Origin of the sequence: Staphylococcus sp. GDX8P114P-2 (assembly GCF_017892945.1) — a bacterium.
GTDB lineage: Bacteria > Bacillota > Bacilli > Staphylococcales > Staphylococcaceae > Staphylococcus > Staphylococcus arlettae.
In genome coordinates, this window is record NZ_JAESMB010000020.1 from 1 (window position 1) to 25,638 (window position 25,638).

At 32.3% G+C, this 25,638-nt stretch carries 29 protein-coding genes; 15 read left to right on the forward strand and 14 right to left on the reverse strand.

The window, feature by feature from the left end; translation table 11 throughout:
* The coding region (locus tag KA845_RS11580; protein ID WP_245338066.1) for an SdrH family protein at positions 1–971 on the forward strand (971 nt) is incomplete at its 5' end.
* A gap of 100 nt (positions 972–1,071) precedes the next feature.
* Here the strand turns inward: KA845_RS11580 and KA845_RS11585 are convergent.
* Positions 1,072–1,440, reverse strand: a complete 369-nt coding sequence (locus KA845_RS11585; RefSeq protein WP_210128113.1) for a hypothetical protein — start codon at positions 1,438–1,440, stop codon at positions 1,072–1,074.
* 273 nt (positions 1,441–1,713) lie between these two features.
* Positions 1,714–2,457 (reverse strand): intramembrane glutamic endopeptidase MroQ, encoded by a 744-nt coding sequence (gene mroQ, locus KA845_RS11590; RefSeq protein ID WP_103388384.1) that lies wholly within the window; start codon positions 2,455–2,457, stop codon positions 1,714–1,716.
* Between the two features lie 179 nt (positions 2,458–2,636).
* Between mroQ and groES the strand changes: the two genes are divergently transcribed.
* The 3 genes from groES to KA845_RS11605 all read left to right on the forward strand — a co-directional run bounded on the left by groES (position 2,637) and on the right by KA845_RS11605 (position 5,329).
* Positions 2,637–2,921 carry a co-chaperone GroES gene (groES, locus tag KA845_RS11595; RefSeq protein WP_002509124.1) on the forward strand — a complete coding sequence of 95 codons (285 nt, stop codon included), beginning with the start codon at positions 2,637–2,639 and terminating at the stop codon, positions 2,919–2,921.
* 46 nt (positions 2,922–2,967) lie between these two features.
* Positions 2,968–4,590 (forward strand): chaperonin GroEL, encoded by a 1,623-nt coding sequence (gene groL, locus KA845_RS11600; protein ID WP_021459238.1) that lies wholly within the window; start codon positions 2,968–2,970, stop codon positions 4,588–4,590.
* A 568-nt stretch (positions 4,591–5,158) separates the two neighbouring features.
* A complete protein-coding gene (locus KA845_RS11605; RefSeq protein WP_157950643.1) occupies positions 5,159–5,329 on the forward strand; it encodes a hypothetical protein in 171 nt (56 codons plus the stop codon).
* Between the two features lie 149 nt (positions 5,330–5,478).
* On the opposite strand, the gene KA845_RS11610 is transcribed toward KA845_RS11605, so the two are convergent.
* Positions 5,479–5,766, reverse strand: a complete 288-nt coding sequence (locus KA845_RS11610) for a hypothetical protein (protein WP_103388385.1) — start codon at positions 5,764–5,766, stop codon at positions 5,479–5,481.
* A gap of 55 nt (positions 5,767–5,821) precedes the next feature.
* Positions 5,822–6,088 (reverse strand): zinc ribbon domain-containing protein, encoded by a 267-nt coding sequence (locus tag KA845_RS11615; RefSeq protein ID WP_002509130.1) that lies wholly within the window; start codon positions 6,086–6,088, stop codon positions 5,822–5,824.
* Between the two features lie 280 nt (positions 6,089–6,368).
* On the opposite strand from KA845_RS11615, the gene KA845_RS11620 reads away from it, so the two are divergent.
* A complete protein-coding gene (locus KA845_RS11620) occupies positions 6,369–6,836 on the forward strand; it encodes a bacillithiol transferase BstA (RefSeq protein WP_002509131.1) in 468 nt (155 codons plus the stop codon).
* Positions 6,837–6,879: 43 nt separating this feature from the next.
* On the opposite strand, the gene KA845_RS11625 is transcribed toward KA845_RS11620, so the two are convergent.
* On the reverse strand, positions 6,880–8,169 hold the full coding sequence (locus KA845_RS11625; protein ID WP_002509132.1) for an aminotransferase class I/II-fold pyridoxal phosphate-dependent enzyme: 1,290 nt from the start codon (positions 8,167–8,169) through the stop codon (positions 6,880–6,882).
* A 209-nt stretch (positions 8,170–8,378) separates the two neighbouring features.
* Here KA845_RS11625 and KA845_RS13055 point away from each other — a divergent pair, with 209 nt between their 5' ends.
* From KA845_RS13055 to pmtD, 4 genes are all read left to right on the forward strand, one after another.
* Complete coding sequence (locus KA845_RS13055) at positions 8,379–8,471, forward strand: Trp-rich small protein (RefSeq protein WP_002509133.1); 93 nt, start codon at positions 8,379–8,381, stop codon at positions 8,469–8,471.
* 227 nt (positions 8,472–8,698) lie between these two features.
* Positions 8,699–8,878 carry an SE1626 family protein gene (locus KA845_RS11630; RefSeq protein WP_002509134.1) on the forward strand — a complete coding sequence of 60 codons (180 nt, stop codon included), beginning with the start codon at positions 8,699–8,701 and terminating at the stop codon, positions 8,876–8,878.
* Positions 8,879–9,114: 236 nt separating this feature from the next.
* Complete coding sequence (gene pmtC / locus KA845_RS11635; protein ID WP_021459229.1) at positions 9,115–9,987, forward strand: phenol-soluble modulin export ABC transporter ATP-binding protein PmtC; 873 nt, start codon at positions 9,115–9,117, stop codon at positions 9,985–9,987.
* Positions 9,987–10,715, forward strand: coding sequence for a phenol-soluble modulin export ABC transporter permease subunit PmtD (gene pmtD / locus KA845_RS11640; RefSeq protein WP_103388386.1), 729 nt, complete (start codon positions 9,987–9,989; stop codon positions 10,713–10,715). The genes pmtC and pmtD overlap by 1 nt, the downstream gene beginning before the upstream one ends.
* Before the next feature lie 50 nt (positions 10,716–10,765).
* Here pmtD and KA845_RS11645 read toward each other — a convergent pair whose 3' ends face one another.
* Positions 10,766–11,329: a thioredoxin family protein gene (locus KA845_RS11645; protein ID WP_002509137.1), complete on the reverse strand. Its 564-nt coding sequence runs from the start codon at positions 11,327–11,329 to the stop codon at positions 10,766–10,768.
* A 304-nt stretch (positions 11,330–11,633) separates the two neighbouring features.
* On the opposite strand from KA845_RS11645, the gene KA845_RS11650 reads away from it, so the two are divergent.
* Positions 11,634–12,194: an HAAS signaling domain-containing protein gene (locus KA845_RS11650; protein WP_103388387.1), complete on the forward strand. Its 561-nt coding sequence runs from the start codon at positions 11,634–11,636 to the stop codon at positions 12,192–12,194.
* Positions 12,191–13,039 (forward strand): DUF4097 family beta strand repeat-containing protein, encoded by an 849-nt coding sequence (locus KA845_RS11655; protein ID WP_002509139.1) that lies wholly within the window; start codon positions 12,191–12,193, stop codon positions 13,037–13,039. Before KA845_RS11650 ends, KA845_RS11655 begins: the two co-directional genes overlap by 4 nt.
* A 73-nt stretch (positions 13,040–13,112) precedes the next feature.
* On the opposite strand, the gene KA845_RS11660 is transcribed toward KA845_RS11655, so the two are convergent.
* Positions 13,113–14,153 (reverse strand): C45 family autoproteolytic acyltransferase/hydrolase, encoded by a 1,041-nt coding sequence (locus tag KA845_RS11660; RefSeq protein ID WP_103388388.1) that lies wholly within the window; start codon positions 14,151–14,153, stop codon positions 13,113–13,115.
* A 499-nt stretch (positions 14,154–14,652) separates the two neighbouring features.
* Here KA845_RS11660 and KA845_RS11665 point away from each other — a divergent pair, with 499 nt between their 5' ends.
* Positions 14,653–14,823, forward strand: coding sequence for a hypothetical protein (locus KA845_RS11665; protein WP_002509141.1), 171 nt, complete (start codon positions 14,653–14,655; stop codon positions 14,821–14,823).
* Between the two features lie 467 nt (positions 14,824–15,290).
* On the opposite strand, the gene KA845_RS11670 is transcribed toward KA845_RS11665, so the two are convergent.
* The 4 genes from KA845_RS11670 to KA845_RS11685 all read right to left on the reverse strand — a co-directional run bounded on the left by KA845_RS11670 (position 15,291) and on the right by KA845_RS11685 (position 17,895).
* Complete coding sequence (locus tag KA845_RS11670; protein ID WP_002509142.1) at positions 15,291–15,704, reverse strand: YolD-like family protein; 414 nt, start codon at positions 15,702–15,704, stop codon at positions 15,291–15,293.
* A gap of 168 nt (positions 15,705–15,872) precedes the next feature.
* Positions 15,873–16,271 (reverse strand): arsenate reductase (thioredoxin), encoded by a 399-nt coding sequence (gene arsC / locus KA845_RS11675; protein WP_002509143.1) that lies wholly within the window; start codon positions 16,269–16,271, stop codon positions 15,873–15,875.
* Positions 16,272–16,288: 17 nt separating this feature from the next.
* On the reverse strand, positions 16,289–17,581 hold the full coding sequence (gene arsB, locus KA845_RS11680; protein ID WP_210128115.1) for an arsenite efflux transporter membrane subunit ArsB: 1,293 nt from the start codon (positions 17,579–17,581) through the stop codon (positions 16,289–16,291).
* Positions 17,581–17,895, reverse strand: a complete 315-nt coding sequence (locus tag KA845_RS11685) for an ArsR/SmtB family transcription factor (RefSeq protein WP_103388389.1) — start codon at positions 17,893–17,895, stop codon at positions 17,581–17,583. Before KA845_RS11685 ends, arsB begins: the two co-directional genes overlap by 1 nt.
* A gap of 164 nt (positions 17,896–18,059) precedes the next feature.
* On the opposite strand from KA845_RS11685, the gene pglS reads away from it, so the two are divergent.
* The gene (gene pglS / locus KA845_RS11690) at positions 18,060–19,100 is read left to right on the forward strand and encodes a 6-phosphogluconolactonase (RefSeq protein WP_103388390.1); all 1,041 of its coding nucleotides are present in this window, start codon (positions 18,060–18,062) and stop codon (positions 19,098–19,100) included.
* Between the two features lie 478 nt (positions 19,101–19,578).
* On the opposite strand, the gene KA845_RS11695 is transcribed toward pglS, so the two are convergent.
* The 3 genes from KA845_RS11695 to KA845_RS11705 all read right to left on the reverse strand — a co-directional run bounded on the left by KA845_RS11695 (position 19,579) and on the right by KA845_RS11705 (position 22,600).
* A complete protein-coding gene (locus KA845_RS11695) occupies positions 19,579–20,958 on the reverse strand; it encodes an aldehyde dehydrogenase (RefSeq protein ID WP_002509147.1) in 1,380 nt (459 codons plus the stop codon).
* Between the two features lie 108 nt (positions 20,959–21,066).
* The gene (locus tag KA845_RS11700; protein WP_002509148.1) at positions 21,067–21,993 is read right to left on the reverse strand and encodes a manganese-dependent inorganic pyrophosphatase; all 927 of its coding nucleotides are present in this window, start codon (positions 21,991–21,993) and stop codon (positions 21,067–21,069) included.
* 46 nt (positions 21,994–22,039) lie between these two features.
* A complete protein-coding gene (locus tag KA845_RS11705; RefSeq protein ID WP_002509149.1) occupies positions 22,040–22,600 on the reverse strand; it encodes a cysteine hydrolase family protein in 561 nt (186 codons plus the stop codon).
* A gap of 147 nt (positions 22,601–22,747) precedes the next feature.
* Between KA845_RS11705 and KA845_RS11710 the strand changes: the two genes are divergently transcribed.
* Together KA845_RS11710 and KA845_RS11715 are read left to right on the forward strand one after the other, a co-directional pair.
* The gene (locus tag KA845_RS11710) at positions 22,748–23,836 is read left to right on the forward strand and encodes a glycosyl hydrolase family 28-related protein (RefSeq protein WP_002509150.1); all 1,089 of its coding nucleotides are present in this window, start codon (positions 22,748–22,750) and stop codon (positions 23,834–23,836) included.
* 114 nt (positions 23,837–23,950) lie between these two features.
* The gene (locus KA845_RS11715; protein ID WP_103388391.1) at positions 23,951–25,513 is read left to right on the forward strand and encodes an SLC13 family permease; all 1,563 of its coding nucleotides are present in this window, start codon (positions 23,951–23,953) and stop codon (positions 25,511–25,513) included.
* The last annotated feature ends 125 nt before the right edge of the window (positions 25,514–25,638 follow it).

Genomic DNA, 25,638 nt, shown 5'->3' on the forward strand with positions numbered 1-25,638 from the left:
AAGATGGAGGCACAGCAGGAAATGGATATCCAAATGATACACCGACAAGTGGGGGCGGACAAACAGAACCACCGCAAACTGGAGGAAGTGGACAATCAAACCCGACCCATAACGATGGGGTGAATGGTGGAAACACAACTTATCCAACTGGTGGTCCATCTTCACAAACATCAGGCAATGCATCAAACGTAAATGATAATAGAGTGGCAACTTCCGACGATAGTAATTATGGTGATTTATCTCAGTCTTCTAATAAGGTTAAACAAAATAGCAACAGCATAAATAATTCAACTGATGTAAATTCTAATAGTGGTAGAGATAGTAATCCATCAAATTATCAAAATGATAGTTTATCCTATAATTATGAGCAAAATAAAAATGCTACTAGTTCAGGTGCTAAGCCAGCTTCAGCACAAACATTTGGTGATTTGGCGAATCAACAGAAAGATTCAAATGAAGATTCCGATAGTAATGTGATGAATCGCTTCCGTCAACTTTCTCCGGGTTCATTTAAATATAATCCTTATGTTTTAAAACAAGTTAAAGCATTGAATAATGATGACAGTAATGTTTCGGATAGTGATATAAATGCTATTTTTTCAAAACAGAAATTTACCGATAATTCTTATTTAAGAGAGTTACAAAAAAGTACAAACTATTTTAAGTTTCAGTATTTTAATCCTATTAAATTTGATGATTACTATAAAAATTTAGATAATCAAGTATTGTCATTAATTACAGGAGAAATCGGTTCAATGCCTGATTTAAAAGCGCCAAAAACTAAAAAGACTCAAGGTGCATATGAATATGAAGAAAGTGATGATACAGAAACGACTCAAACACGCCAAGAAGCTGAGAAAGCAGATAAAGGCTTGAAATTTGAACGTGTATTATTTACTTTAATAGCTGGTATAATAGTGATATTTATCGGTGTTGTTACTACCTATTTCATTCATAGAAGAAAAAAATAAATGCATGTTATCAAAAATAGGCTACTCATTCCTAGAATTCATCTGGGTATAAGTAGCCTATTTTTTATTTAGTTCTAAGTTAATTTAGAGATTGTTCTTATTATGCAGTTAACTTAAGTGTGATGTGGGTTGGTTTAAATGTACGTGACAAGGTATTAGAACAACATTTTTCATTAAAAAGGTCAACAAATTTCTTCGCATCTTGACGAGGGACTTGATCGAAAATCCAATTCTCCTCACTTTTTTCAGTAATAACTATTCTAAAAGGACTAAAAGAAGTACCTGATTTAATATTTTTAATGTCGCTAAATAAAAATGTATCCTTAATTTCAGAACCTTCTATGACTCCTGCTGCTTGAAATTGAATTCTATCTCTTAAAAGAGTCAAAGTTCCTGGTACTGCTTGTGATCGAAATATTTTCATAGATGCATATACTGATATTATAGGATTGGTTAAATCATTTTCCATAATGTTGACCACCTTTTTTAATAATTTAAATTATAACACACTAGATAGTTTTCACTGGTTAAACAATATAAGTAAAGTGGTGAAAACTAGATTGTAAGTGAAATGTTTTTTACTATTTTCTAGGCTTCTAATTTTTTACATTTTAACTTTATTATAGTATTCAATTGAATATGCTTTAGTCATAGAAAACCACCTCCAAATAAATTCATTTGTAATGAGAAGTTACTTGGAGGTGGTTTTATTTTACTCTTAGTAATTGATAAGATGCTTATTTTAAATAAAGAAATTTATAATAAATGATGTAGATTGTTGAAGTTCTTTAATTTTATCTGGACCAATTAAAATTTGTACTACAACAACAAATCCATTTTGAAATACATGAATCAGTATTGGAACCCAAATCCGTTTAGTATATACATAGAAAGCTGAAAAAATCATGCCCATACCAAAATAAATAATGAAGAAAGAAGGATCGCCATGTGCGACACTAAACAATATCGAGCTGACTATACTAGCAATTAAAAACTTAACTAACTTGTTACCTTTCAAGATATTGTACAGTTCACCGAAAATAACTTTACGGAATATATATTCTTCTAATATAGGGCCAATAACAGCGATTAAAACTATAAATATTGGAAACGCATTGGCAATTTGTAATATACGTTCTGTATTAGGGCTCTTTTGAGGGGCACCTAGAATATGTATATTTATCAAACTTGCAATGATTTGATAAATCATAACAATAAAATAGCCGACGAATGCCCATAAAATAATATAGCGTTTTTTTTCTTTAGGTTGACGCTCTAACTCTGTGGGATTTGATATTTTAAGATGTAACACTGCTATAATAATGAAAGCAATGAAAAATAGCACCACTTGAGTAGCAATTCCAGTAATTCTAAGATTTTCCCTGCTTAAGTTACCGAGTATACCAGTTGATAAGATAAGCGCTGGACCAAATTGTGCAAGTCCATAAATCAATAATGTAAGTATGGACACCCATAAACGTGACATTTTCTACCTCCAAAAATAATAATATACTTTATTTTATCGTAAAACTGAGATTACTACAAAATAAACCCCCGATAGTTTTTGCTTGAATTATTGACCAACTTTGATTATTATTAAAATTGTATTAGCACTCTATATATATAAGTGCTAAAAGTTTTTGAATTTTTAAGGAGGAACAATACATGTTAAAACCATTAGGTAACCGAGTAATTATTGAAAAAGTAGAGCAAGAACAAACAACTAAAAGTGGTATCGTGTTAACGGATAGTGCTAAAGAAAAATCAAATGAAGGTAAAATAATTGCAGTTGGTGCAGGACGTCTGTTAGATGATGGTACTCGTGTTGCTCCTGAGGTCAAAGAAGGCGATAGTGTGGTTTTCCAACAATATGCTGGAACTGAAATTAAACACGGTGAAGAAACATATTTAATTTTAAATGAAGATGACATTTTAGCAGTCATTCAATAATAAAAGTAACGGTAAAATAATTAAACAACATGGAGGTTAATTAATTATGGCAAAAGATTTAAGATTCTCAGAAGATGCGCGTCAATCAATGTTACGTGGTGTAGATAAATTAGCAAATGCTGTTAAAGTTACAATCGGACCAAAAGGACGTAACGTTGTTTTAGATAAAGAATATACATCACCTTTAATTACTAATGATGGTGTTACGATTGCAAAAGAAATCGAACTAGAAGATCCATATGAAAATATGGGTGCAAAATTAGTACAAGAGGTAGCAAATAAAACAAATGAAATTGCTGGTGATGGTACGACTACTGCAACTGTATTAGCACAAGCAATGATTCAAGAAGGATTGAAAAACGTAACGAGTGGTGCTAACCCTGTTGGTATTCGACAAGGTATAGACAAAGCTGTAGATGTTGCGATTACAGCATTACATGATATTTCACAAAAAGTTGAAAATAAAAATGAAATTGCACAAGTTGGTTCTATTTCAGCAGCGGATGAAGAAATTGGTAAATATATTTCTGAAGCGATGGAAAAAGTTGGTAATGATGGTGTAATTACAATAGAAGAATCAAGTGGTTTCAATACAGAATTAGAAGTAGTTGAAGGTATGCAATTTGATAGAGGATATCAATCACCATATATGGTTACTGATTCTGACAAAATGGTTGCAGAACTAGAAAAACCTTATATCTTAATTACAGATAAAAAGATTTCTTCATTCCAAGATATTTTACCGCTATTAGAGCAAGTGGTTCAATCTAATCGACCAATTTTAATCGTAGCGGATGAAGTAGAAGGCGATGCATTAACAAATATCGTCTTAAACCGTATGCGTGGAACATTTACAGCAGTAGCTGTGAAAGCACCTGGTTTTGGTGATCGTCGTAAAGCAATGTTAGAAGATTTAGCTATCTTAACTGGTGCACAAGTTATTACAGATGATTTAGGCTTAGAATTAAAAGATGCATCTTTAGATATGTTAGGTACTGCGAACAAAGCAGAAGTAACAAAAGATAATACTACTGTTGTCGATGGTGATGGCGACCAAAATAGTATTGATGCACGCGTTAGTCAAATTAAAGCACAAGTAGAAGAAACAGATTCTGACTTTGACAGAGAAAAATTACAAGAACGCTTAGCAAAATTAGCAGGTGGCGTTGCAGTAATTAAAGTAGGTGCAGCAAGTGAAACAGAATTAAAAGAACGTAAATTACGTATTGAAGATGCATTAAACTCAACACGTGCAGCAGTTGAAGAAGGTATTGTTGCTGGTGGTGGTACAGCATTAATGAACATTTACGACAAAGTAAATGCTATCGAAGCTGAAGGCGACGTAGCAACTGGTGTTAATATTGTACTTAAAGCGTTAGAATCTCCAGTACGTCAAATTGCTGAAAATGCTGGTTTAGAAGGTTCAATTATCGTTGAACGTCTTAAAAATGCAGAAGTAGGTGTAGGTTTTAATGCAGCTACAAATGAATGGGTAAATATGCTTGATGCTGGTATTGTAGACCCTACAAAAGTAACACGTTCATCATTACAACACGCAGCAAGTGTTGCAGCAATGTTCTTAACAACTGAAGCGGTTGTAGCTAACCTACCAGAAAAAGAAGATAATGAACCACAACCAGGTATGGGCGGCATGCCAGGTATGATGTAAAATGACCACTAAACATTGATTTTATAGTAAATCAACTGTTCATCGGTCATAGCAATAATAAAATAATTAATGCAAGACGTTTTCCAAGAGGTTACTTAGCCTTTTGGAAAGCGTCTTTTTTATGGTTTTGTAATTTTCAGTAGTTTAATAATGTTAGGATTTATTCATAAAGTTGAGCGATATACACGAGATTTATATTTATATGAAAACAAGAGAATAACTAAGTTGGATTTGAGGCAGTGTGGAGATAAAAATAATTAAAAAGATTAAATAAAGTAGTTGATTACTTACGTTTTGTGTAGTGTAATTATATATGTAAGGTTGAGATACACCTTACTAACACTCTTGAAAAGGGGGTGTTATTAGTGGATGATATAGAAAAATTCCTAGCAATCGCAACTATAATGCGAACGCCAGGAATTTTAAAACAACTTAGATTGTGGCATTTCGGCGTCCTAGACCGAAAGCGGAACAACAAAGAAGATAAGTAATTCACTTTACAAAGCCCGTTAATTCGGGCTACCCTTTTCAACTATTATAATATTACAATTTGGGAGGTAATGCAAACATGAATATCTATATAATTATAGGATTAATCGCATTTATACTTTTAATACCCGAATTCATTAGAATAGCTAGAATTTTACATTTGAAACACTTAGGAATTAAACACATAGGTAACGGTAAATATGAAGAAATAGGTAATAAGAAATATAAATGGTACGAATGGTTGAGATAATATGAGTGAATACAAACAAACGATACTAGATTAAGCCCAACGGTAATGTCTACATTGAGAATAGGTAAACGTGATGTTGATCATTTAAACTTGGTACTACTGAAAAATATAAGAAAACACAAAAGCCCACCTTGCTTAGGTGGGTTATTTTATTTATTTAACCTCATTCTTGCATCTGTTGTTTCTTCTGCTTCAATTACATCATGATATTGTAGTTTAGTTTCTTCTCTTACTACTTCATCTGATGGTAATTCAATTTGACCGATTGGAATATCACTCATAGCATCATCATTAGGTATGCCAGTATAACCATGTTCTTTGCCCAACTTAGCATAAGATTCCATTTTTTCTTGGTCGGTAGATTCTTGTTGTACAGGTTGCTCTACATTTGGTGTTTGTTGTGATTCATCAGTGTTAGAATCATCTTTTTTATACAATTTTGTGACCTTTGTGTCGTTAGTCATGGTGCGAGTCAAATTAGAATATTATGTGTTATTTCCAACGGTCTAACTTACGCATGAATTTTTTTGTATACATTTTAGATAGAATCATTTTTTGAAATTTATTCATGTCTGACTCTTGAAATCTTTTTAAGTTGTAATCATACATCTCATCAAAACTTAAATCCAATGTCCATTGACCATTTTGATAACAGTGTATACAGTATTTGAGTGATAAACTGCCATCTTCTTCAGTACCCTGTGGCGTATTTTTATCTAGAGGGATTCCGCAACTTTGACATTGTTTTTCTTTTTTCATCATATAGTGCTCCTTTTTTCTTTTGATTATAGCATGATTTTAAATGTAGTTTTGATACGCAATATTTATTTAATTTGAACGTTGCTTTGGGATTATTTTTCATATTATTTAAATATATGGAGCGTGTTATTTGTTAATAATTATTAATTTAAAATGTTAACTTTTCGCTTATTATAATTCTTTATAAGAGTAAAAAAAGGAGAATTAATGTAGAATTGACACAGACACAAATTTATCATGGTTTTGTGTTGTGATAGAAATAAAAGAAAGGATGGATTCTATGACAAATAAAACAGTATTCGATGTCATTGACTTAGGGGTCAATTATTTACTCTCAGGCTACGAGAAGTGGGGGGTTGATGAAGTCATTGATAATAAAGCTGAAGTATTTCCAAACACAATACTTTGGCAGTATGGTCATGTTTTATCTGTATTTGAATCAGCCTTATCACTTTGTGAACAAAATGTTGTTGACGTTCCTTATTATTCAAGTATATTTGGTTATGGGTCTAGCCCAGAAAATTGGGGTGACCAAGAAATTCCAAGTTTAGATGAAATTTTTTCACATATCAAAACATTGCCAGAACGCGCTCGTACGTTAACGGACGTACAATTATCCCAAGAATTAACAGAAACTATTGCAGGCTGTGATACACTAGACGAATTGTTAACTTTAAATGCAGTACATATTCCACTGCATGCAGGTAAAATTGAAGAAATGACACGAGTGTTAAAGGCGCATAGATAAATAAAAAGCATTTGGTGAACAACGTATTCACCAAATGCTTTTTTTATTCTTGTAAATCATCAATACCTTGCGCAATAGAATCAAAAACGTGTGGAATATCATCTTTTTCTACACAACTGAATGCAATACGAATATCTGTATCATTTAATGCAATAATACCTATAGAGTAATTATCAATTAAATGGATTCTTAATGCTTCAGGATCTACACCTTTGACTTGTAAGGCCATAAAGTAACCTGAATTGAAATCGTATGGTTGCCAGAATTTTGTATATTTATCAGCATAAACCACTTCTTTAGTAACTTCATAACGTGCTTGTAATGTTTCCATGTTATGTTGAATTTCTTTATCAAAAGTTTCGTGGTTTTCTAAAACATATTTAATCGCACTCTGTGATGGCAGAGGTCCACTAGAAATATTACTACGAATAAGACCTTTAACCTTTGCTTCTAACACATTTTTAGTTGCATCGTCATTAATACCAAATGTGAGGAATCCTACACGTAAGCCCCAAGCGAAAAATTCTTTTGTAGCACCATCTAAACGGATAGGTAATAAGTTATTCAAGTGTAAGTTTGTTAATGCTGTAAATATTGATTGTGTATAAACATCTTCATAAAATAAACCATAATATGCATCATCTACTACTGCTATAACGTTTGTTCCACGTTCAGCTAATCCTTTAATTGCTTCAACAATTTGAGCGACTTCTTCTTTTGTAGGAGTGTAGCCAGTTGGGTTATTAGGGTAGTTTAAGATTAAGATAACTTTATCTTTGTCATAGCTTTCTAAAGTGCGAACAAGTGCTTCTGTTGTATAATGACCGTCTTCATCAAAGATTGAATATGTTTGAATTTCTGCGTTATGACGCGTAGAATAGACTAATTTATAATTTCCCCAATTGTGTTCAGGTAATAAAATAGTATCTTGACTGTTTACAAATAAGTCTCCTACTAATGATAAACCATGTGTTAATGCATTTGTCACGATTGGACGTGAAATATCTTTTTCAGCTAGGTCTGGATTGTCTTTTAAGATTTTTTGAGTCCATAATTGACGTAATGATTCGATTCCTTGAGGTGGTGCATAAGGGAAGATATCATCAGGTTCAAGATGATTAAATACTTCATTTAATGTATCAGCGTACATTTTACTGTCTTTATATGTAGCCATACCAATAGTAGCATTATATTGTGTTGTTTTAGCTTCAGCAGATTGTGACAGTATACCTTTTGGATAGTACATTAGTTTTCCTAAATCGGAAAGCATGTCAGCAACTTCTGGTTTTGCGTTAGATAATTTTTCATTCAAATCTAAGGCTAAAGGGTTCATATTTAATTCAACCTCTCTTTACTTTTCATTTCTTTGTACATTCTTATATTATCTTGAAATGAAATAAAGATAAAGTGTTCTTTATATTATATTTTAAATTTTTAAAATTCACAGATAAAATAGCGAACATACGTTCTGTATTTATGTTAGAATATGGATAGGCCATCAATTCCTACATGCCAAACTGATTGTGGGAGGTGTAGTATATTATGTGGTGGCAAGATGCCGTAACAACTTTATTGTCAGGTAGCTTACTTGTTATTTTTCGCGTTTGGTTAGAAAACAAATGGAAAGATAAGTAGTGGCCTTACACAAAAAAACCCCCATGTCTGCTGGTACCAGACTGGGGGTTTGTGTAGTATATTCTGTGGATACACTTATAGTTTAGCATTACTTATAATGAACTGCAAACAATATATTTAAGAATATATTTATATAATCATTAACAGTATTATTTAAGTACTTTAATAATAAGATTGTTAATTTTACTAGATGTTTGGTAGAATAAACGTGTTCGAGGTGAAAAAATTTGAAGCATTTAACAAAAATATTTGTGACGATTGCGATAATTTTATTTATCGTAGGATATTATTTACAAGCTACTGGCAACGAAGGCTCAGGAATAAAGCTATTGCTAGCAGCAATTTTGTTTATGATATGTGCATTTATTAATAGAAGAAACGATCGATTGAAAAACAAAAAGAAATAACAATCGCATGCTACTAAAAGTAAATTATATTATTTTTAGTAGCAATTTTTTTGGCCTTGATTGAATTTCCGATTGAGTTGTGTATAATATGTTGTGTTTAGAACTATAATAACTATATATTTTGTACATATAAAAATGAGGTTGTTACCGTTATATTTTATTATTTAAATGTTTTTTTACTATGTTAAATTTAGTTTGTTGATTTATCGTATTTCGTAAATTAATAGGAGGTATTTATGCAGTTACAAGATATTACAAAGAAGTATGGTAGTAACAATGTACTTGATCATATTGACTTTGATTTTAATGATAGTCGTATTGTGGGACTTATCGGGAAAAATGGTGTAGGTAAAACAACACTTATGAAGGTTATGAATGGTAATATTATTAACTTTCAAGGAAAAGTAGAATTAGCTAATAATGAAAATATTGGTTATTTAATAGAACATCCGAAATTATACGATAATAAATCTGGCTTATATAATTTAAAACTATTCGCCCAAGTTTTAGGAAAAGGTTTTGACAAAAAATATGCTAATCATATTATCCAAACTTTCGGCATGGAACCTTATATTAAAAAGAAAGTAAAAAAATACTCAATGGGTATGAAGCAAAAATTAGCTATTGCTGTATCATTAATGAACAAACCTAAGTATTTAATTTTGGATGAACCTACAAATGGCATGGATCCAGATGGTTCTATTGATGTGTTAACGACTATTAAACAACTTGTAAAAGAGCTTGATATGAAAATTCTCATTTCTAGTCATAAGTTGGAAGACATTGAATTAATTTGCGATAGAGCGGTATTTTTACGAGATGGCAATTTTGTTCAGGATGTTAATATGGACGAGGGTGCACCTACAGACTCAACAGTTATAATATTTGAGGATGAAGACTTTGAACAAGCACATACGTATTTGAAAGAACATTATGAAATTATTGAGTCACAACGTGCGAATAAAGAAGTTGTTATACGGGCACAACAAAGTTATCAAGCTTTACTTAAAGGCTTGGCAAGTATTGAAGTATATCCGAAATTTATTGAAACACGAAAAAGTTCATTACGTGATACTTACTTTAATATTAATCAGAGAGGTGACCAATAATGAATAGCTTTCAATTAATCAAACATGATGTGTACAGTATTTTTAGAAGCCCATTGACTTATTTAGCTTTACTTCTAACATATGGTGCAATGGCTGGAATGACTGTATTATTTGTACAGCAGTTAGATAAAGTAGACGGCAATATTATACTGGCAGTCGGCAGTTGGTTCTTCTCAATTGTAGGTTTACTTTTTGTAATTAAAACGATTACGCGAGATATTTCTCAAGGTACGTTACAATTGTTTATGAATAAAACTAAAAATAGAGTTGGATACTTTATTGCGAAAGTATGTTCAATGATAATCATCGCCTTACTTATGTCAGGATTTTTAGTGGCATTTGTTATTATTGTTCAAAATATAGTAGATGGTAAAAATGTCACTGCTGAAAAGTGCTGGGAATTATTAGTATTTTATCTTATATTCCATCTGTTTTTCGGTTTGTTATTATATTTATTTGCATTAGTTATTCCAAAGACAGCTTTAATTTATACTGTAGGAATTATTTTAATATTCCTTGTACCATTTGCAGAACCATTTATCCCAATGATTCCTAAAATTGGTGATAATATTCAAGATTCATTAAAATATATACCATTTAGCTACTTACCAAACAAAACTACATCAGATGATTTTACTTTTACGAATTGGCAATGGTTTATATCAGCAGCTTCAATCATAATTTTATTTATCGTTAATTTATTCTATGTAACTAAAAAAGATATATAAAGTAAAAAAGGTATATGCACTTCGCTCGAAGTGTATATACCTTTTTATTATTATTTGTGGCGTAATTGTTCAATGATAGATTCAAACACTGCTTTCCACATTTGTGAATCTGTTTTATAACGATTGGAGATAATCGCATGAACTTCATTTGATTTTTCTTCAAATGTTGGGTCATCTTTCGCTGGTAGATTGGCACGAGCTTCATCTACAAATTTTTGAACTTGGCGTGCACGTGGTCCCCATACAGTTTCCTGTTGATATTCATCATTTAAAAAGACGAATATAGGAATAGAACGGGCAGTACCATTTGTTAAGTATTGATCAATTAAATTAGTATCGTCATCACGATGGAAGACTCTAACTTCTAAATTTAATAGTTCACTAATATGTTTTAAGATTGGAAGGTTCATCATAGCGTCCCCACACCAATCCTCTGTGATAACAAGTACTTTATCATAATTAGCTGCTTTAATTTTTTCGATGTTATCATTTTCTGTATTTGGCACAGAAAAAGAATTATAAATTGTTTCCACACCATCTTTATTAACAGTCATATTTTCGATGTATTCATTAAGTAGCTGACTGTCGTTAAAATAAGTCTTTAGACTTGTCATTTGTATTCCCCCTTCAATCTATTGATGTAATTATAGCAAATTAACTTATAATTGGGAAAATTATTAACTCTTAAATTTACATTATTTTTTATAGGAGTTGTAGGTGAGAGATGCAACTGTAAAATAGCTATGCTATATTTAAATAATGAAATGAATACGGTTGAAACAGGTGTAAAAAGTGAATTTCGTCAACTTTTTAGTGTGAAACGTATAGAGTAAAGTATGTGTTTGTAGTTAAAAACCGTAAATAATAGAACTATAGCAAGATGATAGTCATAATTAATGATAATTGGCGGAGATAATTTTGGACAAAATTACATTTTTAAATGAGCTCGAACAAGAACTGGAACGTTTACCAAGACAAGAACGTGATAAAATCATGTTTGAATATGAGAGTTACTTTTTTGACTTAGAGAAAAATGGGAAAAATGAATATCAAATTATGGGAGAGCTTGAATCCCCTAAAGTTATTGGAAAAGAAATTAAAGCTAAAAATGCGATTAGTTATGCAGAATATAAAACGAATGCTAAAACTATAATTAGAGCAATTATTGCTTCATTAGGTATGGGTATCTTTTCTTTATTATTAATTTTAATTCCTATGGTGTTTATAGCATGTATTATGTTTGTACTATTGCTCGTGTCTTTTATGATGTTTATTTCACCGTTATTGTTAATTGTTCATGGTGTGATTAACCATAATATCAGTTTAGCAATTAGTAATTACCTTTTTGCATTTTCCTACAGTGGTTTAGGAATTGTACTGTTTGTATTAATTTTAAAACTTGCTGAGTTAGTTTATCGTGCAATTTTAAAATATTTAAGATGGAATATTAAAACGATTAAGGGAAGTGCTGTAGAATGAAGAAGTTGTTCATTTGTGGTCTAACCATATTCGTCGTTTGCTTCGTGTTAGCTTGTTTATTTTGGTTTTCATTTGAACAACAAGATAATAAAACGAATGAAGTATCACAAAATTACCATGATGATGAGATTGAAGATATTAATGTGGCGACGAAGAATGCAGCAGTTAAAGTACGGCAAGGTGAGAAGTTTAACATTACATATAAAGGATCGAAAGATGTAAATATTAAACGTCATGCTGATAAAGTTAATGTAACGGAAAAAAATAACAATGAAGATCATTACGGTTTGAACTTTAATCCATTTAAAAATATTCATAGTACAGTATATATTACAGTTCCTAAACAAGCCTCAGCTAATCTTGATATGGAATTACATTCGCAATTTATTCAATTAGATCAACTGCGTTTGGGTGATGTTAAAGTATATACTGAACACGGTAATAGTGAAGGGTTTAAAGTGAAAAATTCTACAATAAAAAATTTAACGTATCAGTCTGACTTTTCATCAGTAGCTATATCTGATAGTAAGATTAAACAAGGCAATCTTAAAACGCAAAATAAAATTGAAGTGACACGTAGTTTATTAAAAGATACGATCTTATTAACTGAGGATAGTAATATTATGTTAGCTGATATGAAATCCAATACAGATGTGAAAGCTTCTACGAACGAAGGAAATATTAATATTTCCTATGCACAGAAACCTCAAGATACACTGTTAAAATTAAATCCATTAAAAGGGAAATCACATGTTAACAATCCTTACTTTCAACATAATAAAGTAGGTAATGGGCAAAATATAATTGAATTATATACAAATCAAGGCGATATTTATATCGACTAAATAAAGGGACAAACGACCATTATAGTGAAGCTTCTCCAAGTTGAATCACTATTGGCGTTTGTCCCTTTAGTTATTAATAAGTAGCAAATGTAAGGTCGGTATCAATGTAGCCTTTAAATGTTGAAACATCAAGTGATGTGCCATTGAGCCATTGTTGAAAATCAAAGTATGTTGGTTTGCTGTTTTCTCCTAGACTTATCCAAGCGGCTAATTGCTGAGGTTCGTACATACTAGTATGTATCGTTCCAGACCAGCTATTAAATAGTTTACTGTAAATATCAAAATCAGGGTTATTAAATAATTCAAAAGCGTCAAATTTATTTAATTGGTGCTGTGTACTTTGATTCAAACGATCCAAACGTGCTTTGGACTCTTTAGTATAATTTCTATTTTCGTGAGTTAAGAGCTGAAAATGATTCGTGCATGTATTATCATATCTGACGTCAATCGAACGTGGTGATACTTCAATAATGGCATGATTTAAAGCTTTATCCATAACGATATAACTGAATGAACTACGGTGTGGTATGGTTTTCAATAATTTTATGGCATCTTCGACATCTTTGCAGTATTGCAAAATTAATCGACCTATCATATAACAGACGAAACCATCACCGGGTTTTTTACGGTGCATGAAATTATAACCCATTACTAATCCGGCTTCGTTCATACCATCCATTCTTCCTGTAACTCTTGAAGTGGGGCCAATTTGAGCTAGTCCGCCATCAGTAGGTTGAAATAATAAATATCTACCATCATAAGTAGCGGGGTGGTAATCGTAATTACGTACCATATAATCGTTGCCTAAATAAACCGTACAGCCACTATTTGTTAACGGCGTAAAACGATAATGAGCAAAATTCAATACCATTTGGTTAGATGGTAAATTTAAAACTTCTTGCATACCTTTTATTTCTTCCCAAATATGTGGTGCATAGGTTTGGAAGATATCATAAGTCTCTTTAATATGTATATCAAAACGAGGCATACGTTTGCGCCATTCTTTTTCTCTATTTTTTAGTAAAGGTGTTTGTTGCATCCATTGAGCAGTTTTAACGCCTAAGTCAAAATGTGATCCGCGATGAGTCATTATATCTGATTGGACAAATTGCATTTTTTATACACTCCTATGAATATTATATATAACATGATTGTAACTTTATTGTAATTTGTTATTAATTGCTATTGAATAATGTAGTGGTTATTATAAACATACAACATAGAAAAATCTTTATTAGTTTATTGAGGTGATACTATGAATGAGTACTATCAAGCAGCAAAATCAGCTATGTCCGCATGGTGGAGAAACTAATAATTGTTTTCTGAGTTATCGAGTAACGACTATGATTATCATAGTCGTTTTTTGTGATTCTTGCATGTAAACATTTCACAGTTTAATCTTAATTATGATAATATAGATATGTTATTAATAAATAATATAGTCAATGTAATTTACCTATATTAACGCTTTTTACTTCTTACAATATCGTATCATAAAATTTCCTGTGATATTACTGGAATAAAAAAATGAATAATAGGTATATATTTATTGATGCTTTTAAGTGTGCTATTATTGAATATAGACATGCTATTAAATTATTGAGGTGAACAGAATGTGTAATTTTATTAAAGGTTTATTTAAATTTGTATTTGGTACAATTTTAACTGTATCACTAGTTGCTGGAATCGGTGCAGTTGTATTTGCATACATCTTCAAAAAAGATTTTGAAGACATCGAAAGCAAAACAAAAGAAATCGTATCAGACATCGAATCAAATAATTAATACTACAATAGAACACGATAGTGTTCTATTTTTTTTATAGACCCTTACTACTTTAGTAGTTAGGGTCTATTATGCAGATGAAGCATCTGCGAACCATAAAAACATACTACTTCAGTAGTTAGGGTCTATTATGCAGATGAAGCATCTGCGAACCATAAAAACATACTACTTCAGTAGTTAGGGGCTATGGTGCAGATGAAGCATCTGCGAACTATAAAAGACATACTACTTCAGTAGTTAGGGGCTATGATGCAGATGAGGCATCTGCGAACTATAAAAACATACTACTTTAGTAGTTAGGGGCTATTATGCAGATGAAGCATCTGCGAACTATAAAAACATACTACTTTAGTAGTTAGGGTCTATTATGCAGATGAAGCATCTGCGAACTATAAAAGACATACTACTTCAGTAGTTAGGGGCTATGATACAGATGAATATTTGTAGTTGCATGTTGGACTAAATTGTTAATTAGTAGTGATTTGTTGAATATTAGTAATGTCTACTAATGATAATTGAACAATTTGGGAATCTGTTTTGGATTCGCCAATTAAAGTCATCTGTAGCATATCAATTTTTTTGATATAGATTGATTTGTGTTCTAACCAGCCATCACAATAATATTCAATATGAATAGGTGTATTATTGTGTAAAGATTGATGTAATTGAAAGTTGAGATTATTGAGTTGGTCATCTGATAATATAGGGCGGTCAATTTTATTTTGGTCTATAATATACTGCTGTATTCTAGTGAACTGTTCGGGCAAAGTGGCAAAAGGTGCCCATTTTACCATGCCGCGTCCCTTAGGTATGCTTTGAGTTAAATATTCTCTAGGGATCTTGCGATAGTCAGTTTCATTTTTATATTTATCCGGAATCATAAAATCACCTCATCAATATTATAGAACATATGTTCGTATAAGTGAAGTGCTTTATTAATAATCTAACAATGAAATGTTGCACGTATAGATGCAGTTTTTGGCGTAACAGTATCAACGAGCTGTCACTAGCTAAATAAAAAGACGACATAAATTATGTCGTCTTAGTGTTTAGTTTGTTTTATGAAATTGCTGTATCGTGCGACCAATTTCATCTCGGACGCGTTGAAATTCTGACCAATCTTTTCCTGCTGGGTCGTCAAAACCCCAATGTTCTTTTTTTACATTTGGTGGCAGGATAGGGCAATTAGCATCTGCATCGCTACATAATGTAACCACCAAATCCGATTGCTTAAGAATATTATTATCAATTAAGTCTGACGTATGGTTGGATATATCAATATCTACTTCTTGCATTGCTTCAATTGCTTTAGGATTCACACCGTGTGTTTCAATACCAGCTGAATAGACATTCCAATGTTCGCCAAGTATTTTCTTACCCCAACCTTCTGCCATTTGGCTACGACAAGAGTTTCCAGTACAAATAAAATAAATTGTTTTTTTACGCATTATTAAAGCCTCTTTTCTTAAAATATAATTAATGTTAGGAATAAACCTAATAATGTTACAAAGAGTACCGGAATAGTAATAATGATTCCAGTTTTAAAGTATGTGCCCCATGCGATTTTTACACCTTTTTGTGTTAAAACATGTAGCCACAATAATGTTGCTAAAGAACCGATTGGAGTAATTTTCGGTCCTAAATCGGAGCCTATTACATTTGCATAAATCATACCTTCTTTAATAGACCCAACTACATTTGATTGTCCGATAGCAATAGCATCTATTAAAACTGTAGGCATATTATTCATTATTGATGATAAAAAGGCTGATATAAAGCCCATGCCCATAATACTGCTGAATAAGCCATAACTTGAAATATTAGATAATACATCGGCCAAAATTGTAGTGATACCTACATTTTTTAAGCCAAACACGACTAGGTACATACCAATTGAAAATAGGACAATATTCCATGGTGCCCCTTTAATCACTTGTTTCGTATGAACTGCATGAGACTTACGAGCTAAGAGTACAAAGATAACAGCAACTATACCAGCAAAAATTGATACTGGAATATGAATAAATTCACTAACAAGATAACCCACAAGTAAAATAGCTAACACAATCCATGAAATCTTAAATAATTTTGGATCTTTTATAGCATCATTTGGATTCATAAGATTTTCAGTTTCGAAAGTTTTGGGTATAGATTTTCTGAAATATAGCCATAGTACGAGAATACTAGCAATCAAAGAGAATATGTTAGGTATAATCATTCGACTAAAGTACTCAATAAATCCGATGTCAAAGTAATCAGCAGAAACAATATTAACTAGGTTACTGACAATTAAGGGTAGAGATGTAGTATCAGCAATAAATCCACTAGCAATAATAAATGGGAATATCATTTTTTTATTAAAGCCTAAATTTCTGACCATCGCTAATACAATAGGCGTTAAGATTAAAGCAGCGCCATCATTTGCGAAAAATGCAGCTACAATTGACCCTAATAGCATGATAAAAATAAACATTTTTAACCCATTACCGTTTGAAGCTTTGACCATATGTATCGCAGACCATTCAAAAAATCCAATTTCATCTAATATTAATGAAATAAGAATGACAGCAACAAATGTTAAAGTAGCATTCCAGACAATACCGGTTACTTCTAAGACATCGGAAACGCTAACCACGCCTGTAATGATAGCAACTACAGCTCCAATTAAAGCTGTAATACCAATATCTAGGCCTTTAGGTTGCCAAATGACAAAAAATAAAGTTATAAGAAAAATTATAATTGCTAAAGTCGTCATCATCAGCATTCACCTGATTTCATATTTTTACAGACACAGCGTGTGTTAGGTGTTGTAATGGTATTTAAGTTTTGATTGAGATCATCTAAAGTCTCGTGATTAAGTTGATACATACGTTTGTTACCATCTTTTCGTGTAGTAACTAACTCATTATCTACTAATGACTTCATATGGTGGCTTAATGTTGGTTGAGAAAATTGAAAGTGTTCTAACAAGTCACAGGCACACAGCTCACCACAAGAAAGTAAATCTATTATTTCTAATCTACTTGGATCTGATAAAACTTTTAATATTGAAGAAAGATTTTTATAAGACATCAATATACCTCCTAAACATTATATAGATTAACATCTATATAGAAGGTTGTCTATATAATTTGAAATGACTACATCAGTTCATGGCTATGCATCAAAATTTAATTGATTGTTATTCTGGTATATATTTTATAAACTAGTACTATATCAATAATGGAGGGGTTTACATGACAACACTAGGATATGTTGGTACATATACTAAAAAAGAAGGCAAAGGGATTTATCGTTTTGAATTGAATGAAGCTACTGGTGACATAGATACCGTAGAAACTGGATTCGAACTAGAAGCGTCAACGTATATTACCCAATATAATTCTTATTTATACGCAATTACGCGTGAAGGTGATGATTGTGGCGTAGCAAGCCTTAAAATTGATGCAGAAGGGCGTTTGACATTAATTAATAAATGTTTAGCTTCTACAGCTGGTACAGGATGTTATATAGCAGTATCTCCTGATGGACAATATTTATTTGAGTCAGTTTACGGTGCTGGTGTTGCACGACTATACGAATTAAATGCTGAAACTGGGGAAGTAGTGCAGTTGATTCATGAATTGCAACATACTTATGAGGTAGGTTCTAATGAACGTCAAGACGGTCCTCATGTTCATTTCTTAGATGTCACACCGGATAACAAGTATGTAGTAGCAATGGATTTAGGAACAGACAATGTAGTGACATATACTTATGGTCAAGATGGTTTAACAGAATACGCTGTTACTAAATTTGAGCCGGGAGACGGCCCTAGACATATTACTTTTAATCAAAATAATAGTAAATATGCTTATATCGTACATGAACTATCCAATAAAGTATCCGTAGTAAAATATGAAGATGGTAAATTCGAAGAAATAGAAAAACATTTGACAATTCCCGAATCATTTAATGGTGATACTAAGTTAGCAGCTGTTAGGTTATCTCAGGACCAACAATTTTTATATATTAGTAATAGAGGTCATGATAGTATAGCGATTTTTAAAATAGTAGAAGATGGTGCATCATTAGAATTAGTAGATATTACGCCGAGTGGCGGAGAGTTTCCTAGGGACTTTAATATTGTAGCATCTGACGACTACTTAGTTTGTGCGCATCAAGAAGGCAGTTCACCATTAGTTGTCTTTAAACGAGATAAAGCAACAGGAACATTAACTCAAACAGATAATAGAGCAACGGCGCCTGAAGGTGTATGTGTTCAATTTTTAAAATAATAATAACGCTAAAAGGGAGTGGGACAGAAATCTGATTTTGAGAAAATGATTTCGTTGTCCCACCCCGGCAAGGATGACTAGCGTTGAAAAAAGCTCGGTTTGAAGCGCATTTTCAATGCAGTCAACTACTGACCATATGAAAAAGGTTTCGAATAAAATATGGAGTGGGACAGAAATCTGATTTTGAGAAAATGATTTCGTTGTCCCACCCCGGCAAGGATGACTAGCGTTGAAAAAAGCTCGGTTTGAAGCGCATTTTCAATGCAGTCAACTACTGCCCATATGAAAAAGGTTTCGAATAAAATATGGAGTGGGACAGAAATCTGATTTTGAGAAAATGATTTCGTCTTCCCACCCCGGCAAGGATGACTAGCATTGAAAAAAGCTTGATTTGAAGCGCATTTTCAATGCAGTCAGCTACTGCCAAAATAAAAAGAGGTTGGAACAAATTAATATTATCCCAACCTCTTTTTAATCGTTAGTTATTGAAAAATGTTTTGATATATTTGAATTTACCTTTATAAGGTGGGAAGACAAGACTTGATTCTAAACGAGTTGTTTTGAAAATATAAGATTTTGCATGACTGAAAGTATCAAAACTGTATTTACCGTGGTATTGACCAATACCCGAAAGTCCTACACCGCCGAATGGTAAATTAGGATTGGCTAAATGCATAATAGTATCATTGATGGCACCACCACCGAAAGATAATTCATTTAAAATACGTTCTGTAGTATTTTCATCTTCACTAAATAGATATAAACTCAATGGTTTAGGTTTACTTTGTAAAGTGTTAATAATTTCATCAAAATCATCGTAAGCAATAATAGGTAAGATAGGCCCAAAAATTTCGTCTTTCATAATTGTAGAATCAAATGTAATATTATCTAAAATAGTAGGGCTAATGTAGTTCTCATTTTGATCGGTATCACCACCGAAAACAATTTCATTTTGGTGTGATTCAAGTAATTGTTGTAATCGCGTAAAATGTTTAGCGCTAACAATTCTACCGAAATCAGGCGATGATTGGATTTGTGTACCATAAAACTCTTTAATTGTAGTTTTAATAGCTTTAATAAGATCTGCTTTTACCTTTTGATTGACTAAAATAAAGTCTGGTGCAACGCAAGTTTGGCCAGCATTAATAAATTTACCAAAACAAATGCGTTCGCTGGCAACTTTAATATTGGCTGTGTCGTCAACTATAACTGGAGATTTTCCTCCTAATTCTAACGTTACTGGTGTTAAATTTTTGCTCGCCGCTTGATAAATGGAACGACCAACGTGTTCACTACCAGTGAAGAATATATAGTCGAAAGGTAATGCTACTAGTTGTTTTGTTACTTCTGCATCACCTTCAATAATGCTAATGTAAGCTGAATCAAATGTAGATTCAATAATATTTTTGACGACGTGTGAGACATTAGGTGTGAGTTCTGAAGGCTTCAAAATAACCGTATTACCAGCAGCTATAGCACCAATCAATGGCTCTATCAATAACTGAAATGGGTAATTGAAAGGTCCGATAATGAGTACCGTACCGTATGGTTCTTTCATTATATAGCTTTTAGTTGGAAACATGTGAAGCGGAGTATTTACTTGTTTACGTTTAGCCCAATTTTTAAGTTCTTTTCGTGCTAATTTTAAATTTTTTAGGACAAAACCAATTTCAGACGCATAAGCTTCGACTTTATTCTTTCCTAAATCTTGTTGAAAAGCGTGTAACAAGTCATCTTCGTGCGCTTTAATACTTTTACTAAGCGCCTTTAATTGTCTTTTTCTGAATTTAAGATCTTTTGTAACATGTGACTTAAAGTATTGTTTACTTTGGTTGAAAACAGTGTCGAACTGATTCAAACTAATTCCTCCTTTAAGTGTGTAAATGTATAACAGTATTATGTGAGAAAAAACTGGAACATAGTTATGTTCCAGTTTAATGTATATAAAATTAAATAGTAAAGGATATTAGCTTAATACTTCAGTAATTTGAGGTACAACTTGTTTCTTTCTAGAAACAACACCTGGTAAGAATGCTGTACCGTTTTCTAATTGTACATTAAATGCTTCGCCAACTTTATCTTTGTTGTCACCGATAACTAAGATTTTTGAATTACTGTTGATAATATCTGTCACTAATAAAACAAATAAATCATAATTTTGTTCTGTGTTTGCTGCTAACATTGCTGTAGCTAATTCATCGTGACGTTCAAAAACTTCGTCAATATCAACCGTGTTTACTTGTCCAATACGAGTTACATAGTCACCCATGTTGAATGATTTAGCATCTAATGATAATAAGTCCACTGCACTTTTATCTACTGTAGATGCACCAGCTTTTAACATTTCAAGGCCATATACTTCTAAATCAACATTTGCAATTGCTTTTAAAGCTTCAGCAGCAGCAACGTCTTCTTCAGTACATGTAGGTGATTTGAATAGTAAGCTATCTGAAATAATTGCAGAAATCATTAAACCAGCAATTTCAGGTTTGATTTCGAAACCTCTTTCTTTATACATTTTGTATAAAATAGTTGCTGTACAACCTACTGGTTCAGCGCGATAATAAAGTGGCGCAGCAGTTTCGAAGTTTGCAATTCTGTGATGATCAATAACATGTTGTACCGTAGCGTTTGCTATCGAATCCGCACTTTGTTGGAATTCGTTATGGTCAACCAATATTACATTTTGATCTGTTAAATCATCATTTAAAAGGTCTGGTGCTGTAATGTTGAAATAATCTAAAGCATGTTGTGTTTCTGGTCCGACTTCGCCTAAGCGGAAGGCTTGAGCATCTGTATTACCAGTTTGTTTTTCAAAGTCTGCCATGATGATTGCTGATGAAATTGCATCCGTATCTGGATTTTTGTGTCCGAAAATATAAGTTTTAGCCATAATTCAATTCTCCTTAAATAAATATTTAATATTATTCTAGCATGATTTATGCTTGATGTTCTACTTCAGCACCTAACGAATTTTTAAAATGTTCTAAAGCCCAACTATGACCTGTTTGGTTGAATGAAGCTACACCTCGTGCTGAAATTGCTATTTTGTAACCTAAATTATATGCTGAAATTGCAGTATGTAATACACAAATGTCAGTACATACGCCAACGATTTCTAAACGTTTAACACCACGTTCGCGTAACAGTAACTCTAATGGTGTGCCACAAAAAGAATCATAACGTGTTTTATCAATAAAATGGACATGATCATTGTATTGAATGTTTTGATAAATATCATTGACTTTACCATATAATTGTCTTCCTGACGTTCCCAATATGTTATGTGGGGGGAAGAGTTTGTTTTCTGGATGGTTATAATCGTCTTCGTGATGCAAATCCATCATAAAAAAAATAGGGCATTTATGACTATTGTAATCATCGATACGTCGTACGATGTAAGATTCAATCCTTTGTCCAGGTTTTCCACATGTAAGTTTCCCATTGTCAGCAACAAAATCATTAGAATAATCTACAACAATTAAGGCACTATTTTTCATAAATCTCTCCACACTCCAACTTTATTAATAAGTTATACCAAAAGTATATGTGTTAGCATAACTTAAAAAAGCAAATTAATCGAGTTTAAATATTTTATATTTTGTTAATTACTAACTATCAACACACATAGTGGAAAGGAAAAAATTATGCAAATAAACGCACAAGATTTTGGCTTAGTGGGACGCAATAAACGTAAAGACACACGAGCGATTCAACAAGCATTAAACGTCGCTAAAAAATATCCCCATACTACAGTGTTCATACCTAAAGGTGAATATCATATAAGAAAAGCATTGGTCATCTATGGCAATACTACAGTTATAATGGATAACCAATGTGTGTTAAAACGATGTGGCAGAGATGCTTTAATTAAAAATGGGAAAAAACCTCGAGTGTATTATGGATATAATGGCAACAGTCATATTACTATTCGTGGTGGTGTCCTAGATATGAATGGTATACAGTACCCGTATTATAATACAGCGCTATGTATAGGACACGCACGTGAAATTTTAATTGAAGAAGTGACATTTAAAGACGTGGTAGGAGGGCATTGTATTGATGCATGCGGCTTAAATGGTGTGCATATTAATAAATGCAACTTTTTAGGGTTTAATGACCCTAAAAATAAACGCCAATTTTCTGAAGCGGTGCAAATTGATATGCAAGTGAAAGGTGCTTTTCCGAAATTTGGAGCAACAGATGGAACTACGACGCAAAATATGATTATTGAAAATTGTTATTTTGGTTCGTCTGACACGCCAGGCATGAAAGCGTGGAATCGTGCTATTGGTTCGCATGCAAGTCGTTTTGACCAATACTATACAAATATTCATATTAGACGTAATACTTTCAATAACATGCACTATTATGCATTAACCCCGTTAAAATCATACAACATTTATATTTATGATAATTTATTTCAACAGTGTGCAGGTGGGATTCGCTATCTAGCTGTTAAGGAAGGCAATATACATGCCCAAGACTTACAAGGACGGATGAGTAAAACACAGGCTGGAAATAACTTAAACATTTATCGCAATCGTTTTGAAGGTCAAATGGCGTATGATGCAGTGCATATTAGAAGTTACGATAACATAAGACATTCTAATGTTGTCATTGCTAACAATAACTTCACCCATGATTCACAATCATTACATCTTGAGGATATTGAGCATTTAATATTAACACAATATGATAAGGTCAAATTAAAAACAATAAATGTTATTAAGTAAAAGCATAAATTATAAAAATGTTTTTAGAATTTATATATATAAGTAGGTTATAATGTGATACAATCCAATTGTTATTATTGAGAATATTCAGATAATAACAAGGGGGATTATAAAATGAAACAAAATAATACTAGTAATGTGAGATCCTCGTATTATTTAACGTTCTTTTCAAAAAAGGATAAAAATCAGTCTTATAATACGGGGCAATTAGTTGGCTTAATAGTAGGGCCGTTATTATTTGTGCTAACACTACTATTTTTCCATTCAGACTCATTATCTACACAAGGTACTTTTGTGTTAGGTATTACGCTATGGATTGCTGTATGGTGGATTACTGAAGCAATTCCAATAGCAGCAACGAGTTTGTTGCCGTTAATTTTACTACCTCTGGGTCATGTCTTATCACCTGAAGAAGTGTCAGCACAATATGGTAATGATATTATCTTCTTGTTTTTAGGTGGTTTTATATTGGCGATAGCTATGGAGCGTTGGAATTTACATACTCGTGTAGCATTAAATATCATTAATTATCTAGGAACAAGTACGGGACGAATTTTATTAGGTTTTATGATAGCAACTGGTTTTTTATCCATGTTTGTATCTAACACCGCAGCAGTGATGATTATGATACCAATTGGTTTAGCTATTATTAAAGAAGCGCATGAACTAAAAAGTAGTAAAACGAGTACAGAGAGTTTAAATAAATTTGAGCAATCTTTAGTATTAGCAATTGGATATGCAGGTACTATAGGTGGTTTAGGTACACTTATAGGAACACCGCCATTAATCATTTTAAAGGGGCAGTATCAATCTGCATTTGGTGAAGAAATTAGTTTTGCTAAATGGATGATTATTGGAGTGCCAACAGTTTTTATATTATTATTTATTGCATGGTTTTATTTAAAAAATTTAGCTTTCAAACATGATATGAAAGAATTACCTGGCGGACATGAAATTATTAAACAAAAGTTAGATGAGCTAGGGAAAATGAAGTACGAAGAAAAAGTTGTGCAAATTGTGTTTATGTTGGCGAGTTTTTTATGGATTACGAGAGAGTTTTTATTAAAAAATTGGTCTGTAACTTCAGAGATTGCTGATGGTACGATTGCGATTTTTATTGCGGTGTTATTATTCCTAATTCCTGCTAAAAATAAAGAACAACATAAACGTATCATTGATTGGAATGTGGCAAAGGACTTACCTTGGGGCGTATTAATACTATTTGGTGGTGGTTTAGCACTCGCAAAAGGTATTGCCTCAAGTGGTTTAGCTGCATGGTTAGGTGATCAGTTGAAGTTAATCCAAGGAGTGAGTCCACTCATTATCGTTATCGTAATAACATTGTTTGTACTATTCTTAACTGAAATTACTTCTAATACTGCAACAGCAACGATGATATTACCTATATTAGCTACGTTGTCGGTAGCGGTTGAAGTTAACCCATTATTGTTAATGGTACCTGCAGCAATGGCAGCGAACTGTGCTTATATGTTACCTGTAGGAACACCACCGAATGCGATTGTCTTTGGTACTGGAAAGATATCAATTAAAAGAATGGCATCCGTAGGTTTTTGGGTCAATTTAATCAGTGCATTAATTATTATTTTAGTAGTGTATTTTGTGATGCCATATGTGCTTGGTGTAGATCTCACGCAACCAATGCCACTAAAAGATTAATAGTAATGCATAGTACAAAAGTTTAGAAATATTATTATATTTAGCTAGTAATAGCATTAAGCAACAGAAAATAAGAGGATTAATCCTAAACATGGATTTGTCCTCTTAGACTGTCGATAAAGCTT

Coding starts and splice junctions, on each gene's coding strand:
- KA845_RS11605 (WP_157950643.1), top strand. CDS start 5,159: ATGAATATCTATATAATTATAGGATTAATCGCATTTATACTTTTAATA.
- KA845_RS11670 (WP_002509142.1), bottom strand. CDS start 15,704: ATGATTCCGGATAAATATAAAAATGAAACTGACTATCGCAAGATCCCT.
- KA845_RS11665 (WP_002509141.1), top strand. CDS start 14,653: ATGTGTAATTTTATTAAAGGTTTATTTAAATTTGTATTTGGTACAATT.
- mroQ (WP_103388384.1), bottom strand. CDS start 2,457: ATGTCACGTTTATGGGTGTCCATACTTACATTATTGATTTATGGACTT.
- KA845_RS13055 (WP_002509133.1), top strand. CDS start 8,379: ATGTGGTGGCAAGATGCCGTAACAACTTTATTGTCAGGTAGCTTACTT.
- KA845_RS11655 (WP_002509139.1), top strand. CDS start 12,191: ATGAAGAAGTTGTTCATTTGTGGTCTAACCATATTCGTCGTTTGCTTC.
- KA845_RS11710 (WP_002509150.1), top strand. CDS start 22,748: ATGCAAATAAACGCACAAGATTTTGGCTTAGTGGGACGCAATAAACGT.
- KA845_RS11625 (WP_002509132.1), bottom strand. CDS start 8,169: ATGAACCCTTTAGCCTTAGATTTGAATGAAAAATTATCTAACGCAAAA.
- KA845_RS11620 (WP_002509131.1), top strand. CDS start 6,369: ATGACAAATAAAACAGTATTCGATGTCATTGACTTAGGGGTCAATTAT.
- KA845_RS11700 (WP_002509148.1), bottom strand. CDS start 21,993: ATGGCTAAAACTTATATTTTCGGACACAAAAATCCAGATACGGATGCA.
- pmtD (WP_103388386.1), top strand. CDS start 9,987: ATGAATAGCTTTCAATTAATCAAACATGATGTGTACAGTATTTTTAGA.
- arsB (WP_210128115.1), bottom strand. CDS start 17,581: ATGATGACGACTTTAGCAATTATAATTTTTCTTATAACTTTATTTTTT.
- KA845_RS11585 (WP_210128113.1), bottom strand. CDS start 1,440: ATGGAAAATGATTTAACCAATCCTATAATATCAGTATATGCATCTATG.
- KA845_RS11660 (WP_103388388.1), bottom strand. CDS start 14,153: ATGCAATTTGTCCAATCAGATATAATGACTCATCGCGGATCACATTTT.
- groL (WP_021459238.1), top strand. CDS start 2,968: ATGGCAAAAGATTTAAGATTCTCAGAAGATGCGCGTCAATCAATGTTA.
- pmtC (WP_021459229.1), top strand. CDS start 9,115: ATGCAGTTACAAGATATTACAAAGAAGTATGGTAGTAACAATGTACTT.
- KA845_RS11615 (WP_002509130.1), bottom strand. CDS start 6,088: ATGAAAAAAGAAAAACAATGTCAAAGTTGCGGAATCCCTCTAGATAAA.
- groES (WP_002509124.1), top strand. CDS start 2,637: ATGTTAAAACCATTAGGTAACCGAGTAATTATTGAAAAAGTAGAGCAA.
- arsC (WP_002509143.1), bottom strand. CDS start 16,271: ATGCGTAAAAAAACAATTTATTTTATTTGTACTGGAAACTCTTGTCGT.
- KA845_RS11685 (WP_103388389.1), bottom strand. CDS start 17,895: ATGTCTTATAAAAATCTTTCTTCAATATTAAAAGTTTTATCAGATCCA.
- KA845_RS11715 (WP_103388391.1), top strand. CDS start 23,951: ATGAAACAAAATAATACTAGTAATGTGAGATCCTCGTATTATTTAACG.
- KA845_RS11705 (WP_002509149.1), bottom strand. CDS start 22,600: ATGAAAAATAGTGCCTTAATTGTTGTAGATTATTCTAATGATTTTGTT.
- pglS (WP_103388390.1), top strand. CDS start 18,060: ATGACAACACTAGGATATGTTGGTACATATACTAAAAAAGAAGGCAAA.
- KA845_RS11645 (WP_002509137.1), bottom strand. CDS start 11,329: ATGACAAGTCTAAAGACTTATTTTAACGACAGTCAGCTACTTAATGAA.